Source organism: Halomonas sp. SL1 (assembly GCF_003030865.2).
Lineage (GTDB): Bacteria > Pseudomonadota > Gammaproteobacteria > Pseudomonadales > Halomonadaceae > Halomonas > Halomonas halophila.
The window spans coordinates 264,560-287,608 of record NZ_PYUQ02000012.1 but is presented as its reverse complement, the minus strand read 5'-3'; the positions used below and the strand labels follow the sequence as shown (position 1 = coordinate 287,608).

The 23,049-nt window shown below is 69.0% G+C and carries 18 protein-coding genes; 4 read left to right on the top strand and 14 right to left on the bottom strand.

Going from position 1 to position 23,049, the window contains the following annotated elements:
* Positions 1-17: 17 nt before the first annotated feature.
* From C9J49_RS07605 to C9J49_RS07555, 11 genes are all read right to left on the bottom strand, one after another.
* Positions 18-1,259 carry a hypothetical protein gene (locus tag C9J49_RS07605; RefSeq protein ID WP_107181858.1) on the bottom strand — a complete coding sequence of 414 codons (1,242 nt, stop codon included), beginning with the start codon at positions 1,257-1,259 and terminating at the stop codon, positions 18-20.
* Complete coding sequence (locus tag C9J49_RS07600; protein WP_107181932.1) at positions 1,256-1,882, bottom strand: hypothetical protein; 627 nt, start codon at positions 1,880-1,882, stop codon at positions 1,256-1,258. The genes C9J49_RS07605 and C9J49_RS07600 overlap by 4 nt, the downstream gene beginning before the upstream one ends.
* Positions 1,883-1,923: 41 nt before the next feature.
* Positions 1,924-5,604, bottom strand: coding sequence for an ATP-binding protein (locus C9J49_RS07595; RefSeq protein ID WP_107181857.1), 3,681 nt, complete (start codon positions 5,602-5,604; stop codon positions 1,924-1,926).
* Positions 5,605-6,007: 403 nt separating this feature from the next.
* Positions 6,008-7,849: a protein kinase gene (locus C9J49_RS07590; protein WP_107181856.1), complete on the bottom strand. Its 1,842-nt coding sequence runs from the start codon at positions 7,847-7,849 to the stop codon at positions 6,008-6,010.
* A gap of 20 nt (positions 7,850-7,869) precedes the next feature.
* Positions 7,870-9,189: a 2-oxo acid dehydrogenase subunit E2 gene (locus C9J49_RS07585; protein ID WP_107181855.1), complete on the bottom strand. Its 1,320-nt coding sequence runs from the start codon at positions 9,187-9,189 to the stop codon at positions 7,870-7,872.
* A gap of 22 nt (positions 9,190-9,211) precedes the next feature.
* Positions 9,212-10,189, bottom strand: coding sequence for an alpha-ketoacid dehydrogenase subunit beta (locus C9J49_RS07580; protein WP_107181854.1), 978 nt, complete (start codon positions 10,187-10,189; stop codon positions 9,212-9,214).
* 1 nt (position 10,190) lies between these two features.
* Entirely contained in the window at positions 10,191-11,396 is a 1,206-nt protein-coding gene (locus tag C9J49_RS07575; RefSeq protein WP_107181853.1) for a thiamine pyrophosphate-dependent dehydrogenase E1 component subunit alpha, read from the bottom strand.
* A gap of 158 nt (positions 11,397-11,554) precedes the next feature.
* Positions 11,555-12,307, bottom strand: coding sequence for an ABC transporter permease (locus tag C9J49_RS07570; protein ID WP_107181852.1), 753 nt, complete (start codon positions 12,305-12,307; stop codon positions 11,555-11,557).
* Positions 12,300-13,244 (bottom strand): ABC transporter ATP-binding protein, encoded by a 945-nt coding sequence (locus tag C9J49_RS07565; protein ID WP_107181851.1) that lies wholly within the window; start codon positions 13,242-13,244, stop codon positions 12,300-12,302. Before C9J49_RS07565 ends, C9J49_RS07570 begins: the two co-directional genes overlap by 8 nt.
* Complete coding sequence (locus C9J49_RS07560) at positions 13,241-14,434, bottom strand: ABC transporter permease (RefSeq protein WP_107181850.1); 1,194 nt, start codon at positions 14,432-14,434, stop codon at positions 13,241-13,243. Before C9J49_RS07560 ends, C9J49_RS07565 begins: the two co-directional genes overlap by 4 nt.
* Positions 14,431-15,357: an ABC transporter substrate-binding protein gene (locus C9J49_RS07555; RefSeq protein WP_046078606.1), complete on the bottom strand. Its 927-nt coding sequence runs from the start codon at positions 15,355-15,357 to the stop codon at positions 14,431-14,433. The genes C9J49_RS07560 and C9J49_RS07555 overlap by 4 nt, the downstream gene beginning before the upstream one ends.
* A 96-nt stretch (positions 15,358-15,453) precedes the next feature.
* Here C9J49_RS07555 and C9J49_RS07550 point away from each other — a divergent pair, with 96 nt between their 5' ends.
* A complete protein-coding gene (locus C9J49_RS07550; RefSeq protein WP_107181849.1) occupies positions 15,454-16,410 on the top strand; it encodes a DUF1853 family protein in 957 nt (318 codons plus the stop codon).
* A gap of 472 nt (positions 16,411-16,882) precedes the next feature.
* Entirely contained in the window at positions 16,883-17,101 is a 219-nt protein-coding gene (locus C9J49_RS07545; RefSeq protein WP_046078604.1) for a hypothetical protein, read from the top strand.
* Positions 17,102-17,176: 75 nt separating this feature from the next.
* On the opposite strand, the gene cysS is transcribed toward C9J49_RS07545, so the two are convergent.
* Positions 17,177-18,586, bottom strand: a complete 1,410-nt coding sequence (gene cysS, locus C9J49_RS07540) for a cysteine--tRNA ligase (protein ID WP_107181848.1) — start codon at positions 18,584-18,586, stop codon at positions 17,177-17,179.
* Between the two features lies 1 nt (position 18,587).
* On the bottom strand, positions 18,588-20,267 hold the full coding sequence (locus tag C9J49_RS07535; RefSeq protein ID WP_046078600.1) for a glutamine--tRNA ligase/YqeY domain fusion protein: 1,680 nt from the start codon (positions 20,265-20,267) through the stop codon (positions 18,588-18,590).
* 152 nt (positions 20,268-20,419) lie between these two features.
* On the opposite strand from C9J49_RS07535, the gene C9J49_RS07530 reads away from it, so the two are divergent.
* The gene (locus C9J49_RS07530) at positions 20,420-20,926 is read left to right on the top strand and encodes a peptidylprolyl isomerase (RefSeq protein WP_046078599.1); all 507 of its coding nucleotides are present in this window, start codon (positions 20,420-20,422) and stop codon (positions 20,924-20,926) included.
* A 77-nt stretch (positions 20,927-21,003) separates the two neighbouring features.
* The gene (locus C9J49_RS07525; protein ID WP_107181847.1) at positions 21,004-21,768 is read left to right on the top strand and encodes a UDP-2,3-diacylglucosamine diphosphatase; all 765 of its coding nucleotides are present in this window, start codon (positions 21,004-21,006) and stop codon (positions 21,766-21,768) included.
* A gap of 163 nt (positions 21,769-21,931) precedes the next feature.
* On the opposite strand, the gene C9J49_RS07520 is transcribed toward C9J49_RS07525, so the two are convergent.
* Positions 21,932-22,996, bottom strand: a complete 1,065-nt coding sequence (locus C9J49_RS07520; RefSeq protein WP_107181846.1) for a GTP-binding protein — start codon at positions 22,994-22,996, stop codon at positions 21,932-21,934.
* Positions 22,997-23,049: the final 53 nt, after the last annotated feature.

Genomic DNA, 23,049 nt, shown 5'->3' with positions numbered 1-23,049 from the left:
CCCATGGAGAGATATCGTCATGCGTTATCCCGGAGTTCGAGGCGCAGGTCGTGAATCAGCCGCACGTCGTTGAAGGCGGCCGCCCGGGTCTCCTGCTGTCGCAGCCGGAACGCAGCCTGCTCGCGCCTTGGCAGGCCCTGGAACTCGGCGAGCACCTGGAACAGCCAGATTTCGGGGCCCCAGTCGAGTCCGCCGGCCTCGAGGTACTCGAGCGCGCTCAGCGGCTCGCCCTCGACCACCGACAGGTAGAAGCGTTCGACGTCCTCCCTCAAGGCCTGCTGGCGGGCGGCGACCATCGAATCCTCGTGACGCTCGGCGGCCACGGCGGCGGCGACGGGCTCCGGCGCCGCGGCGGGCCGCGGCAGGTCGTGGAGCAGCTCGGTGACGACCCGGGCATCCGGGGCCTGATCGAGCGCCACCGCGCCGGCGGCGGTCAGCGGCGCGGCGCGGTTGACCAGCGCCGGCACCTCGCTGCGCCGGGCGTAGTTGCCGGGCACGAAGCCGGGATGCTCGCGCAGGAAGGCGGCCATGCCCGCCACCAGGCGGCTGCGCGACTGCTGCTGGCGGAAGCGCGCCATCAGCTCGATCAGCCGGCGCTGCACCTCGCGCAGGCTGGTGTAGTGCTGGCTGAGGCGATGCTGGAGCTGGCTGACCAGCAGCTTGCGCAGCGCCCCGTCGGCGCCCACCAGGTCGATCAGCTCGTCGAAGTCGATCAGCGCCAGGCCGTCGAGCAGGCGCACGATCTGCTTCTGGGCGCGGTCGTTCTCGCGGATCTTGTCGGCCAGCCGGCTGACGAAGCCGAAATCGCTGTTGAGGCGCCGCCAGAGGCTGTCGATGGCGTCGGCGAAGCGGCCGTCGAGGTCGTCCACCGCCTGGCGCAGGCGCAGCAGCTGCTGCTCCTGACGCCAGTACTCGGCGCCGTCACGAGCCTCGCGATAGCTCTGCACCAGGCCGCGCGTCAGCTCAAGCGTCTCGGCCACGTCGGCGTTGACGTGGCGGCGGGTCTCGTCGGCCAGCATCTCGGCGATCAGCTCGCGCACCTTGGGCGCGAGCTTCACCCCGGCCTGCTCGTCGGGCCGCCACAGGATGCGCGCCGACAGCAGCCGATTCAGCGCGGTGGTGGAAAGCCCCTCCAGCGGCACCTCGTCGCGCACGTAGCCGGCCATCAGCGCCTCGGCGTGCTTGCCCAGCAGCGCCAGCCGCTCGGCGCCGGTGCCGAGCAGGCGGTTGTCCAGGGCGTCTGAGTCGCTCGCGCTCACAGCAGCCGCTCCTGGGCCTCCGGGGCCTGGTCGTCGACGGGCAGCTGCTCCTCGTCGCGGATGAAGCGCACCAGCTCGATCAGGTAGTCGATCTTGGCGGTGGCAATGAAATAGTGGCGGTCGGCGTGGGGCTGGCTCAGGTAGCCGCGCTCGCGCAGGCGCTTGAAGACCTGCTTGATCTGGGCATCGAGCTGCTCGCTCTGGGAGCCGAAGAACGGATCCGTGGCCAGGCGCTCGAGGCGCTCGCGCAGCCCCTGGTTGTCCTCGCAGCGCGAGCTGAAGTCGGCCGGCTTGAGCACGTCGCCGGGCGACACCGGGCCGTCGCGGCCGAGCGCCTCCTGCACCAGCTGCAGCCATTCGAGCATCGGCAGCAGGCTGCCGACGGTCTCCGCCAGCTGGCGGGAGAGCTGGTCGCGGGCGGTGTCGTCCAGCTGGCGCCAGGCCAGGAAGTAGACGCTGCCCTCCTCGTTGCTCGCCAGGCGCCGGTTGAGCGGACGCAGGTAGGCGTCGAGGCGCTCGCGGGTCGCCTCGTCCTGAAGGCGGCGGAAGGCCGTACCGTCGCTGACCGCGCACAGGAAATCCCCGGCCAGCAGGCGCTCCAGCAGCGGACCCAGTTCCACCATGGAACGCTCTGCGGTCGAATGCTCTGACATCATGTCCTCGCTCATGCCGATGCCTCCTGACGGTCGCTCTGGCGCTCCTCCAGGCGCTGGGCCAGGCGGCTCAGTCGCGGCTCGATGCGCTTGAGCCGGCGCTTGTCGGGCGCGGTCTCGTCACGGTCGATCAGATAGCGGTGCTGGAACAGCATCAGCACGTCCGACTCCGGATTGGGGAAGGCGCCGACGATATGGATGCGGTTGTTGTCGCAGGCGTCGAACAGCTTCTCGACGTTGTGATACGCCAGGGTGCCGATCTCGTCGATGGGCCAGTGCACGGCCACCTCGGCCGGGCCGCGCAGCAGCCGGGTGAAGGCCAGCAGGAACTTGCACAGGATCAGGTAGGCCATGCCGTGGCTGGAGGACTCCAGCAGCTGGCGGTCGTTCTTGATCACCAGGTCGGCGCCACCCTCGTTGAGGTGCAGCTCCAGGCGCAGCAGGCTCTCGACACTGTACTGCTGGTCGCTGCGCAACAGCTCCACCACGTCGGCCAGGGCGTCGAGGTAGTCGTCGTCCGGCAGCGTGCGGCCGCCGTCGCGCCACTCGCGGTAGCGCTGGGCGAAGCGCTTGAGCGGCTCCCAGAAGCCGAGCTCGTCGATGGTCGACTGGATCTTCACCTCGGCCTTGCCGATGCCCTCGAGCCTGAGGTCGTCGGCCACTTCGTCGGAAAGCCGCCGGCTCTGGGCGTTGATGCGCCGGTTGAGGTCGCGGAACACGGTGAAGAACTTGTCGAGATCGTCGCCGAGATTGCGGCCTTCCTGCAGCAGCTGCTGCTGTTGCCCCTCGAGCAGCTGCAGCATGTCGGCCAGCACCGCCAGCAGGCGGCGCGGACCGGTGTCCTCGAGCTTGGCGCGTTCGGCCTCCAGGGTGTCCTGGAAGTCGGCGCTGGCGCCCTTGACCAGGTCGGCCTCGATCTTCTCGCAGCCGCGGCGCAGCGCGTCGAGCGCGCGGGCGTGGTCGGTGAGCGCCTGGCGGACGCGCTCGATGCGCTCGTCGACGTCACCCGGTGCCTCGCCGAGCGGCTCGCTGGCCGGCGCCAGCGACAGCCCCTCCAGGGTATCGAGCAGCGGCGCCAGGGTCTCGATCAGCGCCTGCTCGGCCTCGCGGCGGGTCTTGAGTTCACCCACCGCCGACCGATGCTCGGCCCGGTCGGCGTCGAAGGCGTCCTTGAGCGTCTTGCGCTCGCGTTCGGCGGCCTGCTGGGCCTGGCTCAGCTCCGCTTCCCGCGCCACCAGCCGCGGCTTGCGCTCGCCCCAGTCGAGGCGCATGAAGCGGGCGTAGGCGTCGAGCTCGTCCCGCCGCGCCTCGGTGTCGTGGATGCGCTGGCCCAGGTCCTCGATCTTCGCCCGGGTCTCCCGCACCTTGACCGGGTCGACGCCGCGATCGGCCAGCTCGCGATCGAAGGCGGCCTCGAGCTCCTCGCGCTGGCGTCGGTTGTCTTCCCGGAGCTCGCCGAGCTGGCGGCGATACTGCTCGATCTGGCGATCGACGCCGGCCAGCTGGCCCTGGTGATCGGCGGTGAGCTCCATGCGCTGGGCGCGGTGGGTCTCGTCCAGCGTCGCCAGCGCCTGGTCGCGCTCCTCGCGCAGCGCCTGCTGCACCGCCTCCTGCTCCTCGAGGGCTTGGCGGCGGCTCGCCTGGCGTTCCTGCTGCGCCTGCTGATGACGCAGCTGACACTGGCTACGGGCCTGCAAGGCGTAGTCCACTTCCTCGGCGGCGCGACGCTTCTCGCCGCCCGCCCGTTCGAGACGCGCGTCGGCCTCCTGCACCTTGTCGTGACCGGCCTTGAGCGCCTTCTCGGCGTCCTGCTCCGCCCCCCGAGCGTCGTCCAGCGCCTGCTCGGCGGCGCCGATTTCGGCCTGCAGGCCGGCCTCGTCCTGGGCGTGGTCGGGCAACGCGATGGCGGCCAGGTCGAGGGCCAGGCCGTGGAGGTCGTCGCTGGCGTCGTCGTTGAGCTGCGGGGCGAGATCGCGCCGTTCGAGCAGCGCCGGCGCCAGCACCTTGCCCAGGGTCTGCTCCCAGCCGGGCCGGTGATGGCTCAGGAAGTGCCGCAGGCTGCCCTGGGCCGGATCGCGCTGCACCTCCAGGGCCTCGAGACGGGCCTCGGCCCGGGCCCGCTGCTGGCGGACCCGGTCGAGCTCGCGTTCGGCGTCGTCGCGGGCGCGCTTGTGGCCGTCGAGCTCGCCGCGCAGGGCGTCGAGGGTGGCGGCGATGGCGTCCTGGGCGCTGCGCGCCTCGTCGACGCGCAGCTGGGCCCGCTCGGCCTCGCGGGCTTCCTCCTCGGTCTGGGTGCCGTGGGCGAGCTCGGCCTTGAGCTCGGAGAGGCGCGCGGTGAGCCGCTCGAGTCGCCCGCGGTAGTCGCCGTCCAGCGCCTGGCGGCGGGTCTGGTAGTCGGCGTCGAGGCGGCTCTCGGCCTCGCGCTGGCTCTCGCGGCGGGCTTCCTTCTCCTCGCCGAGGGCGTCGATCCGGGCCTGGAGCTCGTCGCGACGGCGCTCGAGCTGATCGCCGAGCTCGACCAGCCGGGCCTCGAGGCGGGCCTTGCTCTCCTGCACCGCCTGCTGCATGAACTCGAGATGGTCGCGCAGGCCCTGCTGCTGCTCACGCCACTGGGGCAGTGCCTTGAGGTCCTGCTCCAGGCCGGGCATGTCGGCCTCCTCGAAGGCCTCGAAGCGGCGCTGGAGATCGTCGAGCTCGGTGCGGGTCTGCTCGAGCTCGCTGCCCATCTCGCTGAGGCGGTCGTTGACGTCCTGGCGCGCCTGCTCGTAGGCCTGCTCGCGGGCCTGGAAATCGCGCTGGCGCTCGCCGATCTGCGCTTCGAGATCGGCCCGGCCGCGCTCGGCCCGGGCGCGGTCGGCCTCGAGCTGGGGACCCAGCTGCCACAGGCCGGCCTCCAGGTCGGCGATCTCGCGGTCCTGGCGCTGCAGGTCCGCCAGCGCCTGCTGCAGCGGCTCGAGGCGCATCGACTGGCGCATGCGGGCGATCCACTCCCGCGCCTTGGTGTTGCGGATGCGGGTCATCGGCAGCTCGACGCCGTCCTCCTCGAAGATCGCCGCCAGCATGGTCTTGAGGGTGTCCATCTTGCCCTCCTTGGCGTGCACCGCCGAGACCAACTTCTCCATGTGGCGGATGCGACGGCCGGCGCGCACCAGGCTGAAGCGGGCGGCCACCTGGCGCAGCTTCAGGCCCTCGCGGAGGCCGCCACCGCCGCCGTGCTGGGTGAAGTCGTTCTGAATCACCGCGCGGTATTCCGAGGTGGCGCCGAGCTTGTGCGACACCTGGGTGCCCTGGCGGCGCAGCCCCTGGTTCCACTGGGCGTAGTCGAGGGCGACCACGCCGCCCTCGGTCTCGACCAGGTAGTCCTCGGGGCGATAGGGCGCGCCGACGAAGCGATACTCGACGCCGCCCTCGCTCTTGCGAGTCAACACCGCCTGGCAGACGTCGCCCTCCTCTCGGCGATATTCGTAGACCAGATAGCTGTTGCGATGCGGCAGGTAGAAGGCATCGAACTTGCGACGGGTCTTGGGCACCACCCGGTTGGGCAGCTCCCCGTAGAAGACCGGCACCAGGCGCTGCAGGGTCGTCTTGCCCGAAGCGTTGGTGCCGCAGATGTTGGTGTGGCCATCGACATCCAGTTCGACCACACCCTCGAGATGACCGTGGATCATCACGATGCGTAACAGCTGAGCCATGCGGCGTCCTTGATCTTTGCTGACAGTCGCGAGCGTCTGTTGCGGCTCGAGCACGCGCCCGGGGCAAGGCGTAGCGAGGTTCTTTTGACATGGACGTCAAAAGAAGCGCCCAGGGACGGGTTTACCGCGTCCTCGCGCAGGCTTGCCCCGGGCATCGCGTGCCCGGCGTGGAGGTCAGACGCTCCAAGGCCGCCTATCTTGCCAGATCGCCGCGACAAGCTCATGGCATGAACAGGCGTTGGTCCTGGCCTCGACGCCAGGCCGCCACGTCGACAGGTCTTCGAGGGGCGCTGTGAACCCATCCCTGGGCGCTAACTTTTGCCATCCCTGGCAAAAACCCCCTCTGCGACCTGTCCCCGTGGCTTGTGCATGGTTCGGTTCGCCGTCTCGGGCGTTACCTTTCTTACTCGGCCTGCTCTTTCATCACGGCCAGGGCGGCGCGCGGGTCGCGGGGATAGAAGCGCTCCGGCTGGCGGGCCACGTGGGCGAAGACGCGAGTGTCCTTGTAGGGCATCTTCATGAAGCCCGAGACGCCGAGCCCCTCGATGCGCCCCACCGCGGCGAGGATGTCGTCCAGCCGGCGGCGAAATTCGGCCTCCCGGGACGGGTCGAGCAGCCGGTAGTGGCTATGGATCTTCAGGTGCTCGGGCAGCGCCTCGAAGATGATCATGCCGGTGTGGTGGATCTCGTTGAGCGCCTCCAGCGAGGCGATGATGGCCTCGGGCAGCACCAGGAACTCCTCCGGGTCCGGGCCGTCCTCGAAATAGCTGTGCAGCCGCGAGCGATCCTCGAGCTCCGGCACCGCGCTGACCTCGTAGGCCAGCCGCAGGTCCGGCGGGATCACGAAGGGACGCTCCGGGCCCTCGCGGTCCAGGTGCAGAGTATCGCGGGCATTGAACAGGCAGCTCTTGAAGATGCCCCGGCGGTGGATGCCCCGGGCCAGGTCGACCATGTTGTTGACCGCGGCGATGAAGGCCGGCTTGAGCTCGGGATCATGCAGGTTCAGCGAGGAGTCGATGTAGACGCCGTCGGCCTCCCAGCGCACCGCCAGCCCGCCCACCACCGGGTACTTGCCGAGCCGGCTGACCGCAGCGAGAAAGGCCTTCTCGGTCTCGCCCATGCCCTGCATGAAGTTCTTGTAGTAGCGGTCGAGCTGCACGTCGTTGACGTCGCTGAGGGTCTCCCGGCCGTCCTCCTCGCGCAGGAAGGCCTTGCGCGAGCTGTAGACCACGGTGTCGATCTCGCGGTCAGCGGCCCGGGCCCATACCGGCACCAATGGCGCCTCGGGCGGGCTCGGCAGGTCGAGCATCACCAGCCGCGACAGGCGCGGCATCTCGCGCAGGAAGTGATCGCCGGCCTTCATGCGGGTGCGCGGGTCGGGGTCGAGCATGCCGTCGAGCATGCGCGCGAACTCCATGGGCAGGCCCAGCGAGGTGGCCGGAATCGCGCGGTGACCGAAACGACACGACTGGGCCGAGGCCAGCGCATAGAGCGTGCCGGCGGCGCCCTGCTCGTCGAAGCGCGGCGACGACAGCGCGCCGTTGAGCTGGTCGTCGCCGATGAAATAGACGTCGCCCAAGCGGGCGTTGGTCTGCTGCAGGTTGTCCGACATCAGCTCCATGACGTTGGCCGCGACGAACTGCAGCTCGGCGTCGAGCTGGGCGAACACCGAGGAGCCCCAGTCGATCAGCGCCACGCTCTCGTCGCGTTCGTCGAACACCAGGTTGGAGGGCTTGATGTCGCCGTGGACGATGGGCCGGCCGGAGGGGCCGGACTCGCGGCGCAGGGCGCGCAGGATATCGGCCAGCTGGGCGGCGATGTGCACCACCCGCCGCGGCGACAGCCGTCCCTCGCGCAGCGAGACCTCCTCCAGGTTCTCACCGGGCGCGCGCTGCATCACCAGGATCGACTGGTGGCGCACCCGCTGGAAGGCGATCAGCCTCGGCACCCGGGGATGGGCCACCTGCTCGAGCATGAAGGCCTCTTCCTCGAGGCGGTCCTGCAGCGACTGGGGCAGGTTGACCCGGGTGAACTTGAATACGTACTGCTCGCCGCCGGCGGTGAGGCCGGCGAACACGAAGCCGTAGGCGCCCTTGCCGATTAGCTCGATGTGCCGGTAGCCCAGCTGCTCGAGCTGGGCCTGGCACAGTGCCACCCACTCCCGCAGCTTGCGGGCGTCGTGATGGCTCAGCAGATAGACCGACTGGTCTTCCGGAATATAGAACTGCTGCAGCGGCTGGGTCATCGTCCTCCCCGTGGCGATCCTCAGCTCAGCTCGAGCAGCATGGATTCCGGGTCTTCCAGGTAGCCCTTCCAGGCGTTGCAGAAGCGCGCGATGGTGCCGCCGTCGAGCAGGCGGTGATCGCCGGCCCAGGTCACGGTCATGATCGCCCGGCGAGTCAGCTCGCCGGCCTCGTCGAAGCGCGGCAGCCACTGGCTCTTGCCGATGGCGACGATCGCGGATTCCGGGGCGTTGATGATCGGCGCGGCATAGGTGCCGCCCAGGGCACCGATGTTGGAGATGCTGATGGTGCCGCCCTGGAGATCCGCCTGGGCCACGCGCCCTTCCCGCGCCGCGGCGGTCAGCCGCTGGATCTCGCCGGCCACGTCCAGCAGGCTCAGGCCTTCCACGCCCTTGACGTTGGGCACCATCAGGCCGGCCCTGCCGTCCACCGCCATGCCGATGTTGCAGCACGGCAGATAGTGGATCTCGTCGCCGGCCTCGTTGAGCCGGCTGTTGAGCAGCGGGTAGTCCCGTATCGCCAGCGCCATGGCCTTCATGAAGAACGGCATCAGGGTCAGCCTGACCTCCCGCGCCTCGGCCCGGGGCTTCAGCCGCTCGCGCAGCGCCAGCAGCTCGGTGACGTCGATCTCCTCGCCGTACTGGAAGTGCGGGATGGTCGAGGCCGCGGCCACCATCTGGCGGGCCATGGCCGCGCGCACGCCGCGCAGCGGCTCGACGCGTATCTCACCCTGAGCCTGATCCTGCCCCCTGCCCGATGCGGCAGCGGGCGCCACCGGCTCGGCGGCTGCCCCGTCGCCTTCGACCAGCGCCAGCACGTCCTCCTTGAGCACCCGGCCGTCCTTGCCGGAGCCGGGTACGTCCTCGAGGCGCAGGTCATGCTCGCGCACCAGGCGGCGCACCGCGGGGCTGGCCGGAATCCGGCCATGGGGGCCCTGGCCCGAGGCGGCCCGGTCGGGGCGCTCCTGCTCGGCGGAGCACACGGTGCTCGCCTGCGGCGCCGGCGTCTCGAGGCGGGGCGCTCCTGTGTCGGTGTCAGCGTCGTCGTCGACCTCCTTCGCCGGCGCCGATGCCTCGGCATCCTCCGGCTCGGCGGCCGATTCACCGTCCGCCATCTCGTAGGCGAACAGCGGGGCGTGGACCTTGGCAATCTCGCCCTTGGCCACGTGCAGCTTGGTGACCCGCCCGCCCTCGGGGGCAGTGATCTCGACCAGGGCCTTGTCGGTCATCACCTCGACCACCGGCTGATCCTCCTCGATGGCGTCGCCCTCGGCGACCCGCCACTCGACGACTTCACACTCCACGATACCCTCGCCGATATCGGGCAGCTTGAACTCGGTCATCGTGCTTGCTCCTGTCCTGGACTCAGTAGTTGACGCTCTCGCGGATGGCCTCGAAGACCTTGAGGTGATCCGGCAGATACTCCTTCTCCAGCGTCAGCGGGAAGGGCGTATCCAGGCCGGTCACGCGCAGGATCGGCGATTCCAGGTACAGGAAGCAGCGCTCCTGCAGGGTGGCGGCGATCTCGCCAGCGAAGCCGCCGGTCTGCGGCGCCTCGTGGGTCACCACCAGCCGGCCGGTCTTGAGCAGCGATTCCGCCACGGTGTCGGCGTCCCAGGGCAAGAGCGTGCGCAGGTCGATCACCTCGCAGGAGATGCCCTCCTTCTCGGCCAGCTCGACCGCGCGATCGATGACTTCCATCTGGGCGCCCCAGCCCACCAGGGTGACGTCGCTGCCCTCCTTGGTGATCTCGGCCTCGCCCAGCGGCAGCTGATAGTCCTCCTCCGGCACCTCGCCGGTGGACGCGCGATAGAGCCGCTTGGGCTCGAAGAAGATCACCGGGTCCGGATCGCGAATGGCCGCCAGCAGCAGGCCCTTGGCCTCGTAGGGATTGCGCGGCACCACGATCTTCAGCCCCGGCGTATGGGTGAAGTAGGCCTCGGGCGACTGGGAGTGATAGTGGCCGCCGGAGATCCCGCCGCCGTAGGGCGCGCGGATGGTCAGCCCGCCGACGTTGAACAGGTCGCCGGAGCGATAGCGGAACTTGGCGGTCTCGTTGACGATCTGGTCGAAGGCCGGAAAGATGTAGTCGGCGAACTGGATCTCCGCTACCGGCACCGAGCCCTGAGCGGCCAGGCCGTTGGCGAAGCCGACGATGCCCTGCTCCACCAGCGGCGTGTTGAAGCACCGCGCCCGGCCGTAGCGTTCCTGCAGATGGCTGGTGGCGCGGAAGACCCCACCGAAGCCACCCACGTCCTCGCCGAAGCACAGCACCTTCTCGTCCTCGGCCATGGCGATGTCCAGGGCGTGGTTGATCGCCTGCAGCAGATTCATGGTCGGCATATCAGGACTCTCCCTCGTCGTCGGTGCGGCTCAGCTCGGGATCGAGGAAGCGCGCCCCCTTCGGATAGGCCTCGGGATGGCGGCGGATATGGGACTTGAGCGCATCGAGCTGCTGCTGCAGGGCCGGCGTGACCTCGGCGTAGACGTCGGTGACCAGGGTATCGAGGGTCGGTGGCGGACGCTTCTCGGCGCGCTTCATGGCCTCCAGCACCTCGCGGCGCAGCCGCTCCTGCAGTTCCTTCTCCTCGTCGTCGCTCCACCAGCCCTGGTCGCTCATCCAGCGCTGCATGCGCAGGATCGGGTCCTTCTCGCGCCAGGCCTCCTCCTCCTTGCGCGAGCGATAGCCGGAGGGGTCGTCCGAGGACGAATGCGCGGCCAGGCGATAGGTCATGGCCTCGATCAGCACCGGCTTGTTGTGCTCCACGGCGATGCGTCGGGCCTCCTGGGTGGCGCGGTGGACCGCCAGGATGTCGTTGCCGTCGACGCGGATCACGTGCATGCGGTAGCCGAAGGCCCGCGGCGCCACGCCGTCGGCGGCGAACTGCTCGATGGCCGGCGTGGAGATGGCGTAGCCGTTGTTGCGGCAGAAGAAGATCACCGGCACCTCGTGCACCGCCGCCATGTTCAGGGCGGCATGGAAGTCGCCCTCGGAGGCGGCGCCCTCGCCGAAGAACACCGCGGTGCACTGGCCCTCGCCGGCCAGCTTCTGGCCGTAGGCGTAGCCGGTGGCCTGGGGAATCTGGGTGGCCAGCGGCGAGGAGATGGTCATGTAGTGGAGCTTGCGCGACCCGTAGTGGATCGGCATCTGGCGCCCCTTGCCGTAGTCGAGCTCGTTGCCGAACAGCTGGTTCATGAACTCGTCGAAGGTGAAGCCGCGATAGACCAGCGCGCCCTGCTCGCGGTACTGGGCCATGATCATGTCGGCCTCGTCGAGCGCCGCGGTGGTGCCTATCACCGCGGCCTCCTCGCCGGTGCACTGCATGTAGAAGCTGAGCCGGCCCTGGCGCTGGGCGGCCATCATGCGCTCGTCGAGCACCCGGGTGGCGATCATCGCCCGGTAGATGGCCCGAGCCTCGTCGCGCTCGAGGGTCGGAGCCTCGGCGCCCTCGCAGAGGGTGCCCTCCTGGGTCAGCACCCGATAGGTGGGAATGCTGAACTCGTCACCGGCCAGAAACTCCGGCACGTGAATATCTCGCGTCGTGGTCATCGTCGTGATCCTTACCCCTTTTGGGGGCAGTGTTGTCGCTCTTGTGTCGGACCGCCAGGGGATCGCCCGGGCGTCGATCAACGCACGACTCTGACGTTAACGTAAACTGAAAACCTTCGATAGCACGACGAAAGTCACACGCCGGCGAGGCCGCGTTCTTAAGCGGCGGCCGGCTGCAGCCGGGCGAAGACGCTGTCCACGGTCAGCGCCAGCAGCCCGATCAGCAGCGCACCCTGCAACACGTAGGCAGTGTTGCCGTTGACGATGCCGGAGATGATCGGGTCGCCCAGATTGCTCGCCCCCACGGTGGCGCCGATCGCCGCAGTGGCGATATTGATGGTCACCGAGGTGCGGATGCCGGCCAGGATCACCGGCCAGGCCAGCGGCAGCTCCACCTGGCGCAGCAGCTGGCCGCTGGTCATGCCCATGCCGCGGGCGGCCTCGCGCACGCCGGAGTCGACGCCCTCGAGCCCGGTCAGGGTGTTGCGCACGATCGGCAGCAGCCCGTAGAGCAGCAATGCGACGATGATCGGCAGGGTGCCGAAACCCAGCACCGGCACCGCCAGCGCCAGCACCGCCACCGGCGGGAAGGTCTGCCCGATCGAGGCCAGCTGGGCGACCAGCGGCAGGAAGTCGCGGCCGGTGCGCCGCGTCACCGCCACCGCGGCGCCGACGCCGATCGCCACCGCGGCCAGCGCCGCGACGGCCACCACCAGCAGATGGCGGCCCAGCAGGGTCAGGAAATCGGCCCGGGCATAGACGACGCTGCGGCTGTCCGGCTCGACCAGCCGGAACAGCTCCTCGAGCCAGGGCATGCCCACGCAGGCGGCGAGCAGCAGCACGGCCCAGGCCAGCGGCACCAGCCAGCGCGTCCCTCCCCGCGAGACCAGGCGACTCACCGCCTCACTCATGATGCTTCGCCCCCACCAGCTGGCGCAGCGACAGCTCGCCGACCGGCATGTCCTCGTCATCGACCACGGCCAGGCGCTCGGCGTGGCGCCACAGCATCATCGACAGCGCCTCGCGCAGGGTGGCGTGGCGGGAGATCCGCTCCCGCGGCAGCAGCCGCGGGCTCAGCGGCATCATCCGCTCGCCGACGGTCAGCAGCGCCGCCTCCTTGAGGCCGCGGTCCTCGCCGCCGAGCAGCGATTCGACGAAAGCGTCGGCGGGCTCGCGCAGCAGCTCAAGCGGATGACCCTGCTGGCGGATGCGTCCGCCGTCCATGACCACCAGCCGATCGGCCAGCCGCAGCGCCTCGTCCATGTCGTGGGTGACGAAGACGATGGTCTTCTGCAGCCGCGACTGAAGCTCGCGCAGTTCGTGCTGGAGCGTCTCGCGGGTGATCGGATCCAGCGCCCCGAAGGGCTCGTCCATCAGCAGAATATCGGGATCGGCGGCCAGCGCCCGGGCCACTCCGACCCGCTGGGCCTGACCGCCGGAGAGCTGGCGCGGATACTTGCCGGCGAATTCCTGCATCGACAGGCCGAGCATCGCCATCAGCTCCTCGACCCGCTCGCGGATCCGTGCCGGAGGCCATTTCAGCAGCCGCGGCACCAGGCCGATGTTGCGCGCCACCGTCCAGTGCGGAAACAGCCCGGTGCTCTGGATCGCATAGCCCATGCGCCGGCGCAGGGTCTCCTCGCGGAAGTCGCGGATCTGCTGGCCGTCGATGTGGATCTCGCCGTCGCTGTGCTCGATCAGGCGGTTGATCATGCGCAGCGTCGTCGACTTGCCGCAGCCGGAGGTGCCCACCAGCACGCACAGCTCGCCGCGTTCGACGCGCAGCGAGATGTCGTCCACCGCGGCGGTGTCATCGAAGCACTTGGACACGCCGATGAGTTCGATCATGTGGCCTCTCCCTGGCGTGTAAGGTCGGTCAGGGCGCCCAGCAAGGCATCGGCGAGCAGCGCCATGACCAGGATCGGCAGGGCGCCGAGCAGCACCATGTCCATGGCCGCCTGCCCCAGCCCCTGAAAGATGAAGGTGCCGAGGCCGCCGGCGCCGATCAGCGCGGCCACGGCGGTCAGGCCGATGGCCTGCACGGTGGTGATGCGAATGCCCTCGAGGATCACCGGGGCGGCCAGCGGCAGACGCACCTGACGGAACACCTGGCCGCGGCTCATGCCCATGCCCCGGGCGGCGTCGATCACGCCGGGGTCGACCTCATCGAGGGCCACGAAGGTGTTGCGCACCATCGGCAGCAGGCTGTAGCCGACCAGCGCCAGCAGCGCCGGCGCGGCGCCGATGCCGCTCACGCCCAGCGCCGCCAGCCACTCGACGTGGGCGCCCAGCCAGGCCAGCGGCGCCAGCAGCAGGCCGAACAGCGCCAGGCTGGGGATGGTCTGCAGGAAGTTGAGCACCGCGAAGCCCAGGGTGCGACAGCGCGCCCAGCGGCGCATGGCCAGCGCCAGGGCCACGCCGAGCACCAGGCTGATGCCGACGGCGGCGCCGACCAGCAGCAGATGCTCGCCGATGGCGGAGATGAAGCCGTCGCGGCGGGCCAGGAACTCCTGTCGCAGCGCCAGCGGTTCGAGGCCGAACGTCAGCCAGGCGGCGAAGCTCGCCAGCGGCACCAGCAGCAGCGACCAGCCCAGCGTCCGCGACAGCGCCAAACGCGTGCGCAGCTCGATCAGCGCCAGCAGCAGCAGGAACAGCGCCACCCAGACCCCGGCGCTCACGCCCATGCGCGCCTGGGGCAGATCGGCCTCGACCAGCCTGGCCGCGGCCAGCGCCAGCCAGGCCGGCAGTGCGGCGAGCATCGCCACCACCAGCCCCAGGGCCCAGCGCAGGCGGCATCGTTGCGGGCGCCAGGCCAGCGCCAGCACGGCGAGCAGCGGCGCCAGGCTGATCAAAAAAACTGGCCAGCCGGCCGCCTCCCAGGCGGCATAGCCCTGGCCGGGTACGATGCGATTGGGCGCCACGCTGACGGCATCGAGCCCGCTCCAGGCGACCAGGGTCGCCATCAGCAGGCTCAGCAGCACGACGTTGGGGCGAGGCACGTCCCTGTTCCCTGTCTCCTCGTTCACCCCGCGGCTCATTCGTCCAGGGTGTCGAGGAAGTCGCCGGCCACCTTGGCCGGATCACGGCCGTTGACGGCCACATCGCCGTTGAGCCGCTGCAGGGTGTCGCGGTCCAGCGCCTCGAACACCGGCGCCAGCAGGGTCTCGATCTCGGGATGCGCCTCGAGCACCTCGGCGCGTACCACCGGCGCCGGCTGATAGACCGGCTGCACGCCGAGGGTGTCGTCCAGCACGTGCAGATCGAGGGCCTTGAGGCCGCCGTCGGTGCCGTAGGTCATGGCGGCGTTAACGCCGCTGGTCTGCTGGGCGGCGGCCCGCATGGTGGCGGCGGTATTGCCGCCGGAGAGCACCAGCAGCTCGTCCTCGGAGAGCTCGAAGCCATAGGCGTCCTGGAAGGCCGGCAGCGCCTGGGGCGACTCGACGAACTCGGCGCTCGCCGCCAGCTTGAACTCGCCGCCGTCGTCGAGATAGCCGGCCAGGTCCTCGAGGCTCGCCAGCTCGTGCGCGCGGGCCAGATCGCCGCGCACGCTGATCGCCCAGGTGTTGTTGGCCTCGGCGGGCGTCAGCCACACCAGATCGTTGGCTTCGCGATCCTTCTGACGGACCGTCTCATAGGCCTGCTCGGGGTCCTTCCACACCGGGCTGTCGGCCATGTCGAAGAAGAAAGCGCCGTTGCCGGTGTATTCCGGGTAGAGATCGATCTCCCCGGCGGTCAGGGCCGTGCGCACGATGCTGGTGGCGCCCAGCTGCAGGCGATCCTCCACCGCGATGCCGCCGGCCTCCAGGCGTTGCAGGATCAGCTGCCCGAGCACCGAGCCCTCGGTGTCGATCTTGGAGGCGATCACCACCGGCTCTCCGGCGGCGTCCTGGGCCTGCGCCGCGCCCAGGGTCATCAGGGTGCCGGCCGCGATGGCGGCGAGACGTGTCAGTGCTGGCTGCATGGATACCACCCGCTTCCCGAATGAATGTATGCTGGAGTATAAGACCTGTATAGCTTCGCTGTCAGAGCGCCATCTCAACGCCCGGAGCGAGACCGCATGCCGCCATTCCGCGATGACATCCGCCCCTGGCGCCACCCGCTGGTACGCGACCTGGCCTGGCTGTTGCAAGCACCTGACCTGATCACCCTCGAGACCCCCGGCCGCCCCGATCGCCGCAGCCTGGGTCTCGAGAGCGACGCCGCCCTGAGCGACTATCTGAGCCACCTGGACGACGCCCCGAGCGATCTGGAGCGCTACGTCGGCGCGGCCCTGGAGGGCCGCATGGGCCACTATCACGAGCGCCTGTGGCAGTTCCTGCTCGATACCGCACCGAATACCCGCCTGCTCGCCCACAACCTGCCGGTGCTTCAGGAGCGTCGTACCCTGGGCGAGCTCGACCTGATCTACGCCGAGTCGCCGGATCCTGTGCCCGTCCATCTCGAGGTGGCGATCAAGTACTACCTGGGTCTCACCGAGGGCCCGGGCGCCGACGACGATCAGGCTCGCTGGGTCGGCCCCGGCGGGCTCGACAGCCTGGCCCTCAAGCGCCATCACCTGGAGCACCACCAGCTGCCGCTGGCCCAGCGCCCGCTGGCGCGCCAGGCGCTGGCCGAACGGCTGGGAGCGCCGGTGCCGGGGCTGCGTCAGCGCCTGGCCATGCCCGGGGTGCTGTTCCACCCCTGGCAGACGCCTCTGCCCTCCCCGCGCCAGGCCACGCCCGACCACCTGCGCGGCCAGTGGCTGCACTGGCACGACTGGCCAGCCTGGTGCGAGCGCCTGCCGGAAAACGCGCTCGGCGCCTGGCTGTGCAAGCCTCACTGGCTGGCGTTTCCTCCCCTCCCGCAGATGAGCCCGCTGTCGGTCCTCGAGCATCGGCTGCGCCTGCACTTTCTCCGCGGCGGCGCGCCGGTTCAGCTCGCCATCCTTCTCGACACCACCTCGTCCCCGAGCTGGCAGCGCGTCTTCGTCGTCGACGATGCCTGGCCCCATCGCCTCCCGCTGCCACCGGCATGATGCACTAACGGCCTTCTCGCGCCGGACTTGAGCGACATATTTTGTAACCTGAATTTACAAACAGCGTTTCTCAACTATGCTGACCATAAGACCGCCCCCGGCGGTCCGACAGACCGGCGACAGTGAGTCGCTCCCTGGGTTACATGCCGTTCGGAGGAATGCCACATGAACCAGGTACTGCGGTTGCCCCACATGCCCGTTGAGCAACACTCACTCCCTCGAGCGCGGCCGATGGGCCGCGGCCAACGCCAGGAGTCACGCCTCCGAACGCGCTCCCGGCCCCATGAACGGGTCGACGTCGGCTGTCTCGCCCACGCCCCTCATGAAGACCTTGGCCCGGTAGACCTCGCCAACGCCCAGCGTCGGATCGATTTCTATTCACGCTGGCACGGGCTGACGGAACCCCGCCTGAAAATCTGGAAGGCTTGCTGAGCAATCGCCCGAGCGGGCGGCTCACGAAGGAAGGTGACGCATGAACATGAACGCTCGGATCGCCCCGCGCTGGCATCATGTCCACGCCGACTGGTGGCAGGACGACCGGGGCAACGACATCCACCGTGTCGACATCGATGACGATGCCCTCTACCACTGCCATCTCGTCGGATCGACCCTGCCCTGGGACGCGGTCGCCGTCAGCCTCGACGAAGCCATGGCACTGGTCGACGAGACGCTGGGCGAGGAAACGCACTGAGTCTTCTGCCCCCAGACGCGAAACGCCCGGCACAAGGCCGGGCGTTTCCATTGCGGATCGATCGAGTATCAGGACTCAGTCGCCCGGCGCCTCGAACACCCAGCCGGTACCTTCGCGGCTGTCCTTGAGCACGATGCCCAGTGCGGCCAACTCGTCGCGGATGCCGTCAGCGGTGGCGAAGTCGCGGGCCTTCTTGGCCGCGGCACGCTCGGCGATTTTGGCCTCGATCTCGGCCTCGGTCAGCGGCAGCTCGCCGGCCCCGGCGCCCTTCAGGAAGGCCGCCGGCGCCTGCTGCAGCAGGCCGAGCACCCCGCCCAGGCGCCTGAGCTCGGCGGCCAGGGCCGGCGCCTGCTCGGGGCTTTCCTTCTTGGCGCGGTTGAGCTCGCGGGCCAGGTCGAACAGCACCGACACCGCCTCGGCGGTGTTGAAGTCGTCGTCCATGGCCGCGGTGAAGCGCTCGTCGAAGCGCGCATCGACCTCGCCTTCCCGTACCTCGACCCCGTCCAGGGCCAGCCCGTCCAGAGCATTGTAGAAACGCTCCAGCGACTTGCGGGCGTCGGCCAGCGACTCCGGCGCGTAGTTGATCGGGCTGCGGTAGTGGCTCGACACCAGCAGGTAGCGCACCACTTCGGCGTCGTGATGCTCGAGCACGTCGCGAATGGTGAAGAAGTTGCCCAGCGACTTGGACATCTTCTCCTGGTTCACCCGCACCGCGCCGGCGTGCATCCAGGTGTTGACGTAGGGCTTGCCGGTGGCGGCCTCGCTCTGGGCGATCTCGTTCTCGTGGTGCGGGAAGGTCAGGTCCGGCCCGCCGCCGTGGATGTCGAAGGTCTCGCCCAAGCAGCAGGTGGACATCGCCGAGCACTCGATGTGCCAGCCCGGACGCCCCTCGCCCCAGGGCGAGAGCCAGTTGACCTCGCCGGGCTTGGCGGCCTTCCACAGCACGAAGTCGAGCGGGTCTTCCTTGTGCTCGTCGACGTCGATCCGGGCGCCGGAGCGCATGTCGTCCAGGTCACGGTTGTTGAGCTTGCCGTAGCCGTCGAACCTGCGCACCCGGTAGTAGACGTCGCCGTTGTCCGCCGCGTAGGCATAGCCCTTGTCGATCAGCGTCTGGATCATCGAGACAATCTCGTCCAGGTGCTGGGTCGCACGCGGCTCGGCGTCCGGACGCAGCACGCCCAGGCGGCCCTCGTCCTCGTGCATGGCATCGATCATGCGGTCGGTGAGCGCCTCGATGGTCTCGCCGTTCTCGTCCGCCCGCTTGAGGATCTTGTCGTCGATGTCGGTGATGTTGCGCACGTAGCTGACGTCGTAGCCGCGGGCCCGCAGGTAGCGGGTGATGACGTCGAAGGCCACCATCACCCGGGCGTGGCCCAGGTGACAGAAGTCATAGACGGTCATGCCGCAGACGTACATGCGCACCTTGCCCGGCTCGATGGGCGTGAAGGTTTCCTTGCGACGCGTCAGGGTGTTGTAGATCTGCATGTCAGCCCTTCTTCTGGGCCTTGGCCCAGCCATCCTTGAGTCCCACGGTGCGGTTGAACACCAGCTTGCCGTCGCGGCAGGCGTGGCGGTCGGCGCAGAAGTAGCCGACCCGCTCGAACTGGAAGCGACTCTCGGGCGCGGCATCGGCCAGGCTCGGCTCGCCCATGGCCTGCACCACGGTCAGCGACTCGGGGTTGAGGTGCTCGAGGAAGTCGGCGTCCTTGTCCTTGTCCGGTTGCTCGACGGTGAACAGGTTGTCGTAGAGACGCACCTCCATCGGCACCGCCTGGGCGGCGCTGACCCAGTGGATCACGCCCTTGACCTTGCGGCCCTCGGGGTTCTTGCCGAGGGTATCGAAATCGACCGAGCAGCGCAGCTCGCTGACCTCGCCGGCCTCGTCCTTGATCACCTCGTCGCAGCGGATGACGTAGGAGTTGCGCAGCCGCACTTCCTTGCCCGGCGCCAGGCGGAAGAACTTCTTCGGCGGCTCCTCCATGAAGTCGTCGCGATCGATGTAGATTTCCCGGCCGAAGGGAATCTCGCGCACGCCCATGTCCTCGCGGGCCGGATGCCCGGCGACCCGGTAGGTCTCCGCGAAGTCCTCGGCGACATTGGTCAGCACCACCTTGAGCGGCTTGAGCACGCACATGGCGCGCGGCGCGTTGTCCTCGAGGTCAGAACGGATCGCGTGGTAGAGCATGGCGATATCGACCAGGCCGCCGTCGGCGCGGGTCACGCCGATCATCTCGCAGAACTTGCGGATCGAGGCCGGGGTATAGCCGCGGCGACGCATGCCGGACAGCGTCGGCAGGCGCGGGTCGTCCCAGCCGTCGACGATGTTCTCGTCCACCAGCAGCTTGAGCTTGCGCTTGGAGGTCAGGGTGTAGTTCAGGTTCAGCCGCGCGAACTCGATCTGGCGCGGCTTGGCCGGCACCGGAAGGTTGTCCAGGAACCACTCGTACAGCGGGCGGTGATCCTCGAACTCCAGGGTGCAGACGGAGTGCGTCACCCCTTCCAGGGCATCGGACTGGCCGTGGGTGAAGTCGTAGGACGGGTAGATCTTCCACGTGTCGCCGGTCTGATGGTGCGAGGCGTGGCGGATGCGATAGAGGATCGGGTCGCGCAGGTTGATGTTCGGCGCGGCCATGTCGATCTTGGCGCGCAGCACCTTCTCGCCCTCGGCGAACTCGCCGACGCGCATGCGCTCCAGCAGGTTGAGGTTCTCCTCGACGCTGCGCTCGCGGTAGGGGCTCGGCGTGCCGGCCTCGGTCAGGGTGCCGCGATACTCGCGCATCTCTTCCGGGGACAGATCATCGACGTAGGCCTTGCCCTCGCGGATCAGGTGCTGGGCCCACTCGTAGAGGGTCTCGAAGTAGTCCGAGGCGAAGCGCACATCGCCGGCCCACTCATAGCCCAGCCAGCTGACGTCTTCCTTGATGGCGTCGATATAGGCCTGCTCTTCCTTCGCCGGATTGGTGTCGTCGAAGCGCAGATGACAGTCGCCACCGAACTGCTCGGCGAGCCCGAAATTCAGACAGATCGACTTGGCATGGCCGATGTGCAGGAAGCCGTTGGGCTCCGGCGGGAAGCGGGTGACGATCTTCCCCTGTCGGCCGGCCTCGATCTCTTCGCTGATCTGGTTGCGAATGAAGTTCGGCGCGCTGGTGGTCTCGCTGGTCATGTTGATTGGGCAACCTCTGGTTGAACGCGGGCCTGTCGTCGCGACGCCGCGGGCCTGACCACGGCTTCGCGCATCGACGCAAAACGGCTATTATAGCGCCACCTGCCCATAGGGCGCCAAGGCATCCCGCTTCGAGAAGACAGGACATCATGATGATCATCTTGCAGACCAATTTCGGCGATATTCATGTCGCCCTGAACCACGACAAGGCGCCGAAGACCGCCGCCAACTTCGAGCAGTACGTGCGCGACGGCTACTACGACAACACCCTGTTCCATCGCGTGATCGACGGTTTCATGGTCCAGGGCGGCGGCTTCGACCTGGACTTCAACCAGAAGCAGACCCGCGGCCCGATCGAGAACGAGGCCGACAACGGCCTGGCCAACACCCGCGGCACCCTGGCCATGGCCCGCACCCAGGACCCGCACTCCGCCAGCGCCCAGTTCTTCATCAACGTGGCCGACAACGACTTCCTCAACCATCGCGGCAAGAACCTGCAAGGCTGGGGCTACTGCGTGTTCGGCGAGGTCGTCGAGGGCATGGACGTGGTCGAGCGCATCAAGGGCGTGGCCACCACCCGCCGCGGCATGCACGCCGACGTGCCGGCCGAGGACGTGATCATCCAGCGCGCCTACGTCCAGGACGACGCCGAGGCCTGAGTCCTCGCCCCGTGAGTCCCGCGCCCTCGCCTTCCGGCGGGGGCGTTTTCCTTCATCCTCTGCCCGCGAGAGATGCCATGTCGACCCTGCTGATCTCCGATCTTCACCTGCATCCCGGCGCCCCGGCCATCACCGAGGGCTTCCTGAACTGGCTGGAGACCCGCGCCGCCGGCGCCGAGGCGCTCTATATCCTCGGCGACTTCTTCGAGGCCTGGATCGGCGATGACCTGCTGGACCTCGGCGCCGCCGACCCCACCGGCACCGCCGCGCTCGCCGCGCGCATCGCCGAGGCCCTGAAGCGGCGCGCCGAGGCCGGCACCACGATCTACCTGATGCACGGCAACCGCGACTTCCTGCTCGGGCAACGCTTCGCCGAAGCCGCCGGCGCCACCCTGCTTCCCGATCCCAGCGTGGTCAACCTCGGCGACGAGCGGGTGCTGCTGATGCACGGCGACAGCCTGTGCACCCGGGACGAGGCCTACATGACCTTCCGCGCCAAGGCCCGCGACCCGCAGTGGCAGGCGCAGATCCTGGCCATGCCGATTCCCGAGCGCATCGCGCTCGCCAGGCAGCTGCGCGACCAGTCCGGGGAGGCCAACTCGAACAAGGCCGAGGACATCATGGACGTGACGCCGGCCGAAGTGGTCGAGGCCCTGCGCGAGCACGGCGTGACCACGATGATTCACGGCCATACCCACCGCCCCGCCATCCATGACGTCGACATCGACGGCACGCCGGCGCGTCGCTTCGTGCTGGGCGACTGGCAGCCGGACCAGGGCTGGGAAATCGAGAGCGTCCCGGGACAGGCGCTGGTGCTGCGCGACTTCCCGCTGCAGGACTGAGGCACACTCTCGTTTTACCTTGGGGTCAGACCCTTCAGCGGCCTTAGGATAGCAAATCCTAAGTCCGATGAAGGGTCTGGCCCCGTCTCTGCTCAACAGCAAGTAAGTTTAGTGAGTCATCGCGAGGCCGCCAGCGACAGAGCGAAATGATGCCTGATCCAGGTCAAGTCACCGATCGACGACAGCCGACAAGCCCGGCCTCGAGCGCCTCGGCGTCCGGCATCCCTCCGGCCTCGGCAATCAGCTCCAGGCGCGAGTCGCGGCGCCACTCGCTGGGCGAGAGCGGCGCGTCGTTCCTCGCGCGATTGACCGTGACCCATCCCGTGTCCGTGTGCAGCACGCCCTTGACCCGCAGCGCCGCCGGCAGGGCGTCCAGCCAGGCCGTGATGGCCGCGGCGGCGAAGACCTCATCGGCATGCCAGCGCCAGCCGAGGCTTTCATGGCCCAGTGACGCGCCGCTCTCGCGCACCGGCGCCCCGACGCGCGGCGCCCGGGCGTCGAGATCGAGCAAGAGCCCCGGCGTCTGGGTCTGGGTCTGGGTCTGGATCTGGGCCTGAGCCGTGGCCTGAGCACGATGCGCCGCCGGAGAGGCAGGCTCGGCTCCCTCCCGGTGAGCGCCACCCTCGAGCAACCGCGCGACCGGCAGGCGACCGTGAGGCGCCTCGACGACCCAGCGTTCACCCGGCAGCGTCTCGGCCAGCCAGTCCCGCGCCGCCGTCACCCGCGCCGCGTCGAGCCGATCGACCATGGTCAGGGCCACGCCGTCGGCCAGCCGCAGCTGATCGAGGAAGGTCTCGTGGCCTCGCGCGCGCGGATCGTCCAGGCGCCGCGGATCCAGCACCGTCACCACGTCCCGAAGCGAGAGCACACCGGCGAAGGCCTCTCCCCGCAGCAGCTCGATCAGCCCCGACGGGTGGCCGAGCCCGGAGGGCTCGATGATCAGCCGGTCGGGCCGCTCGCGTCGCAGAAGCTGCACCAGGCTCGTCTGCAGCACCGTGGCCAGCTGACAGCACAGGCAGCCGCCCGGCAGGGCCTGAACCACGACATCGTCGCGTTCGGCGAACATCGTCTGGTCGACGCCGACCTGGCCGAACTCGTTGATCAGCACCGCCCAGCGCTCGCCGGGTGGCTTGTGCGCGATCAGGTGGTGGATGAGCGTACTCTTGCCACCCCCCAGGAAGCCGGTGATCAGATGGGCGGGAATATCGCGAAGCGGCGGCCGGGCCATGGGCAACTCTCGTCGACGGAAGGAAGATCGGTGGTCATCATCGCATGCTCACC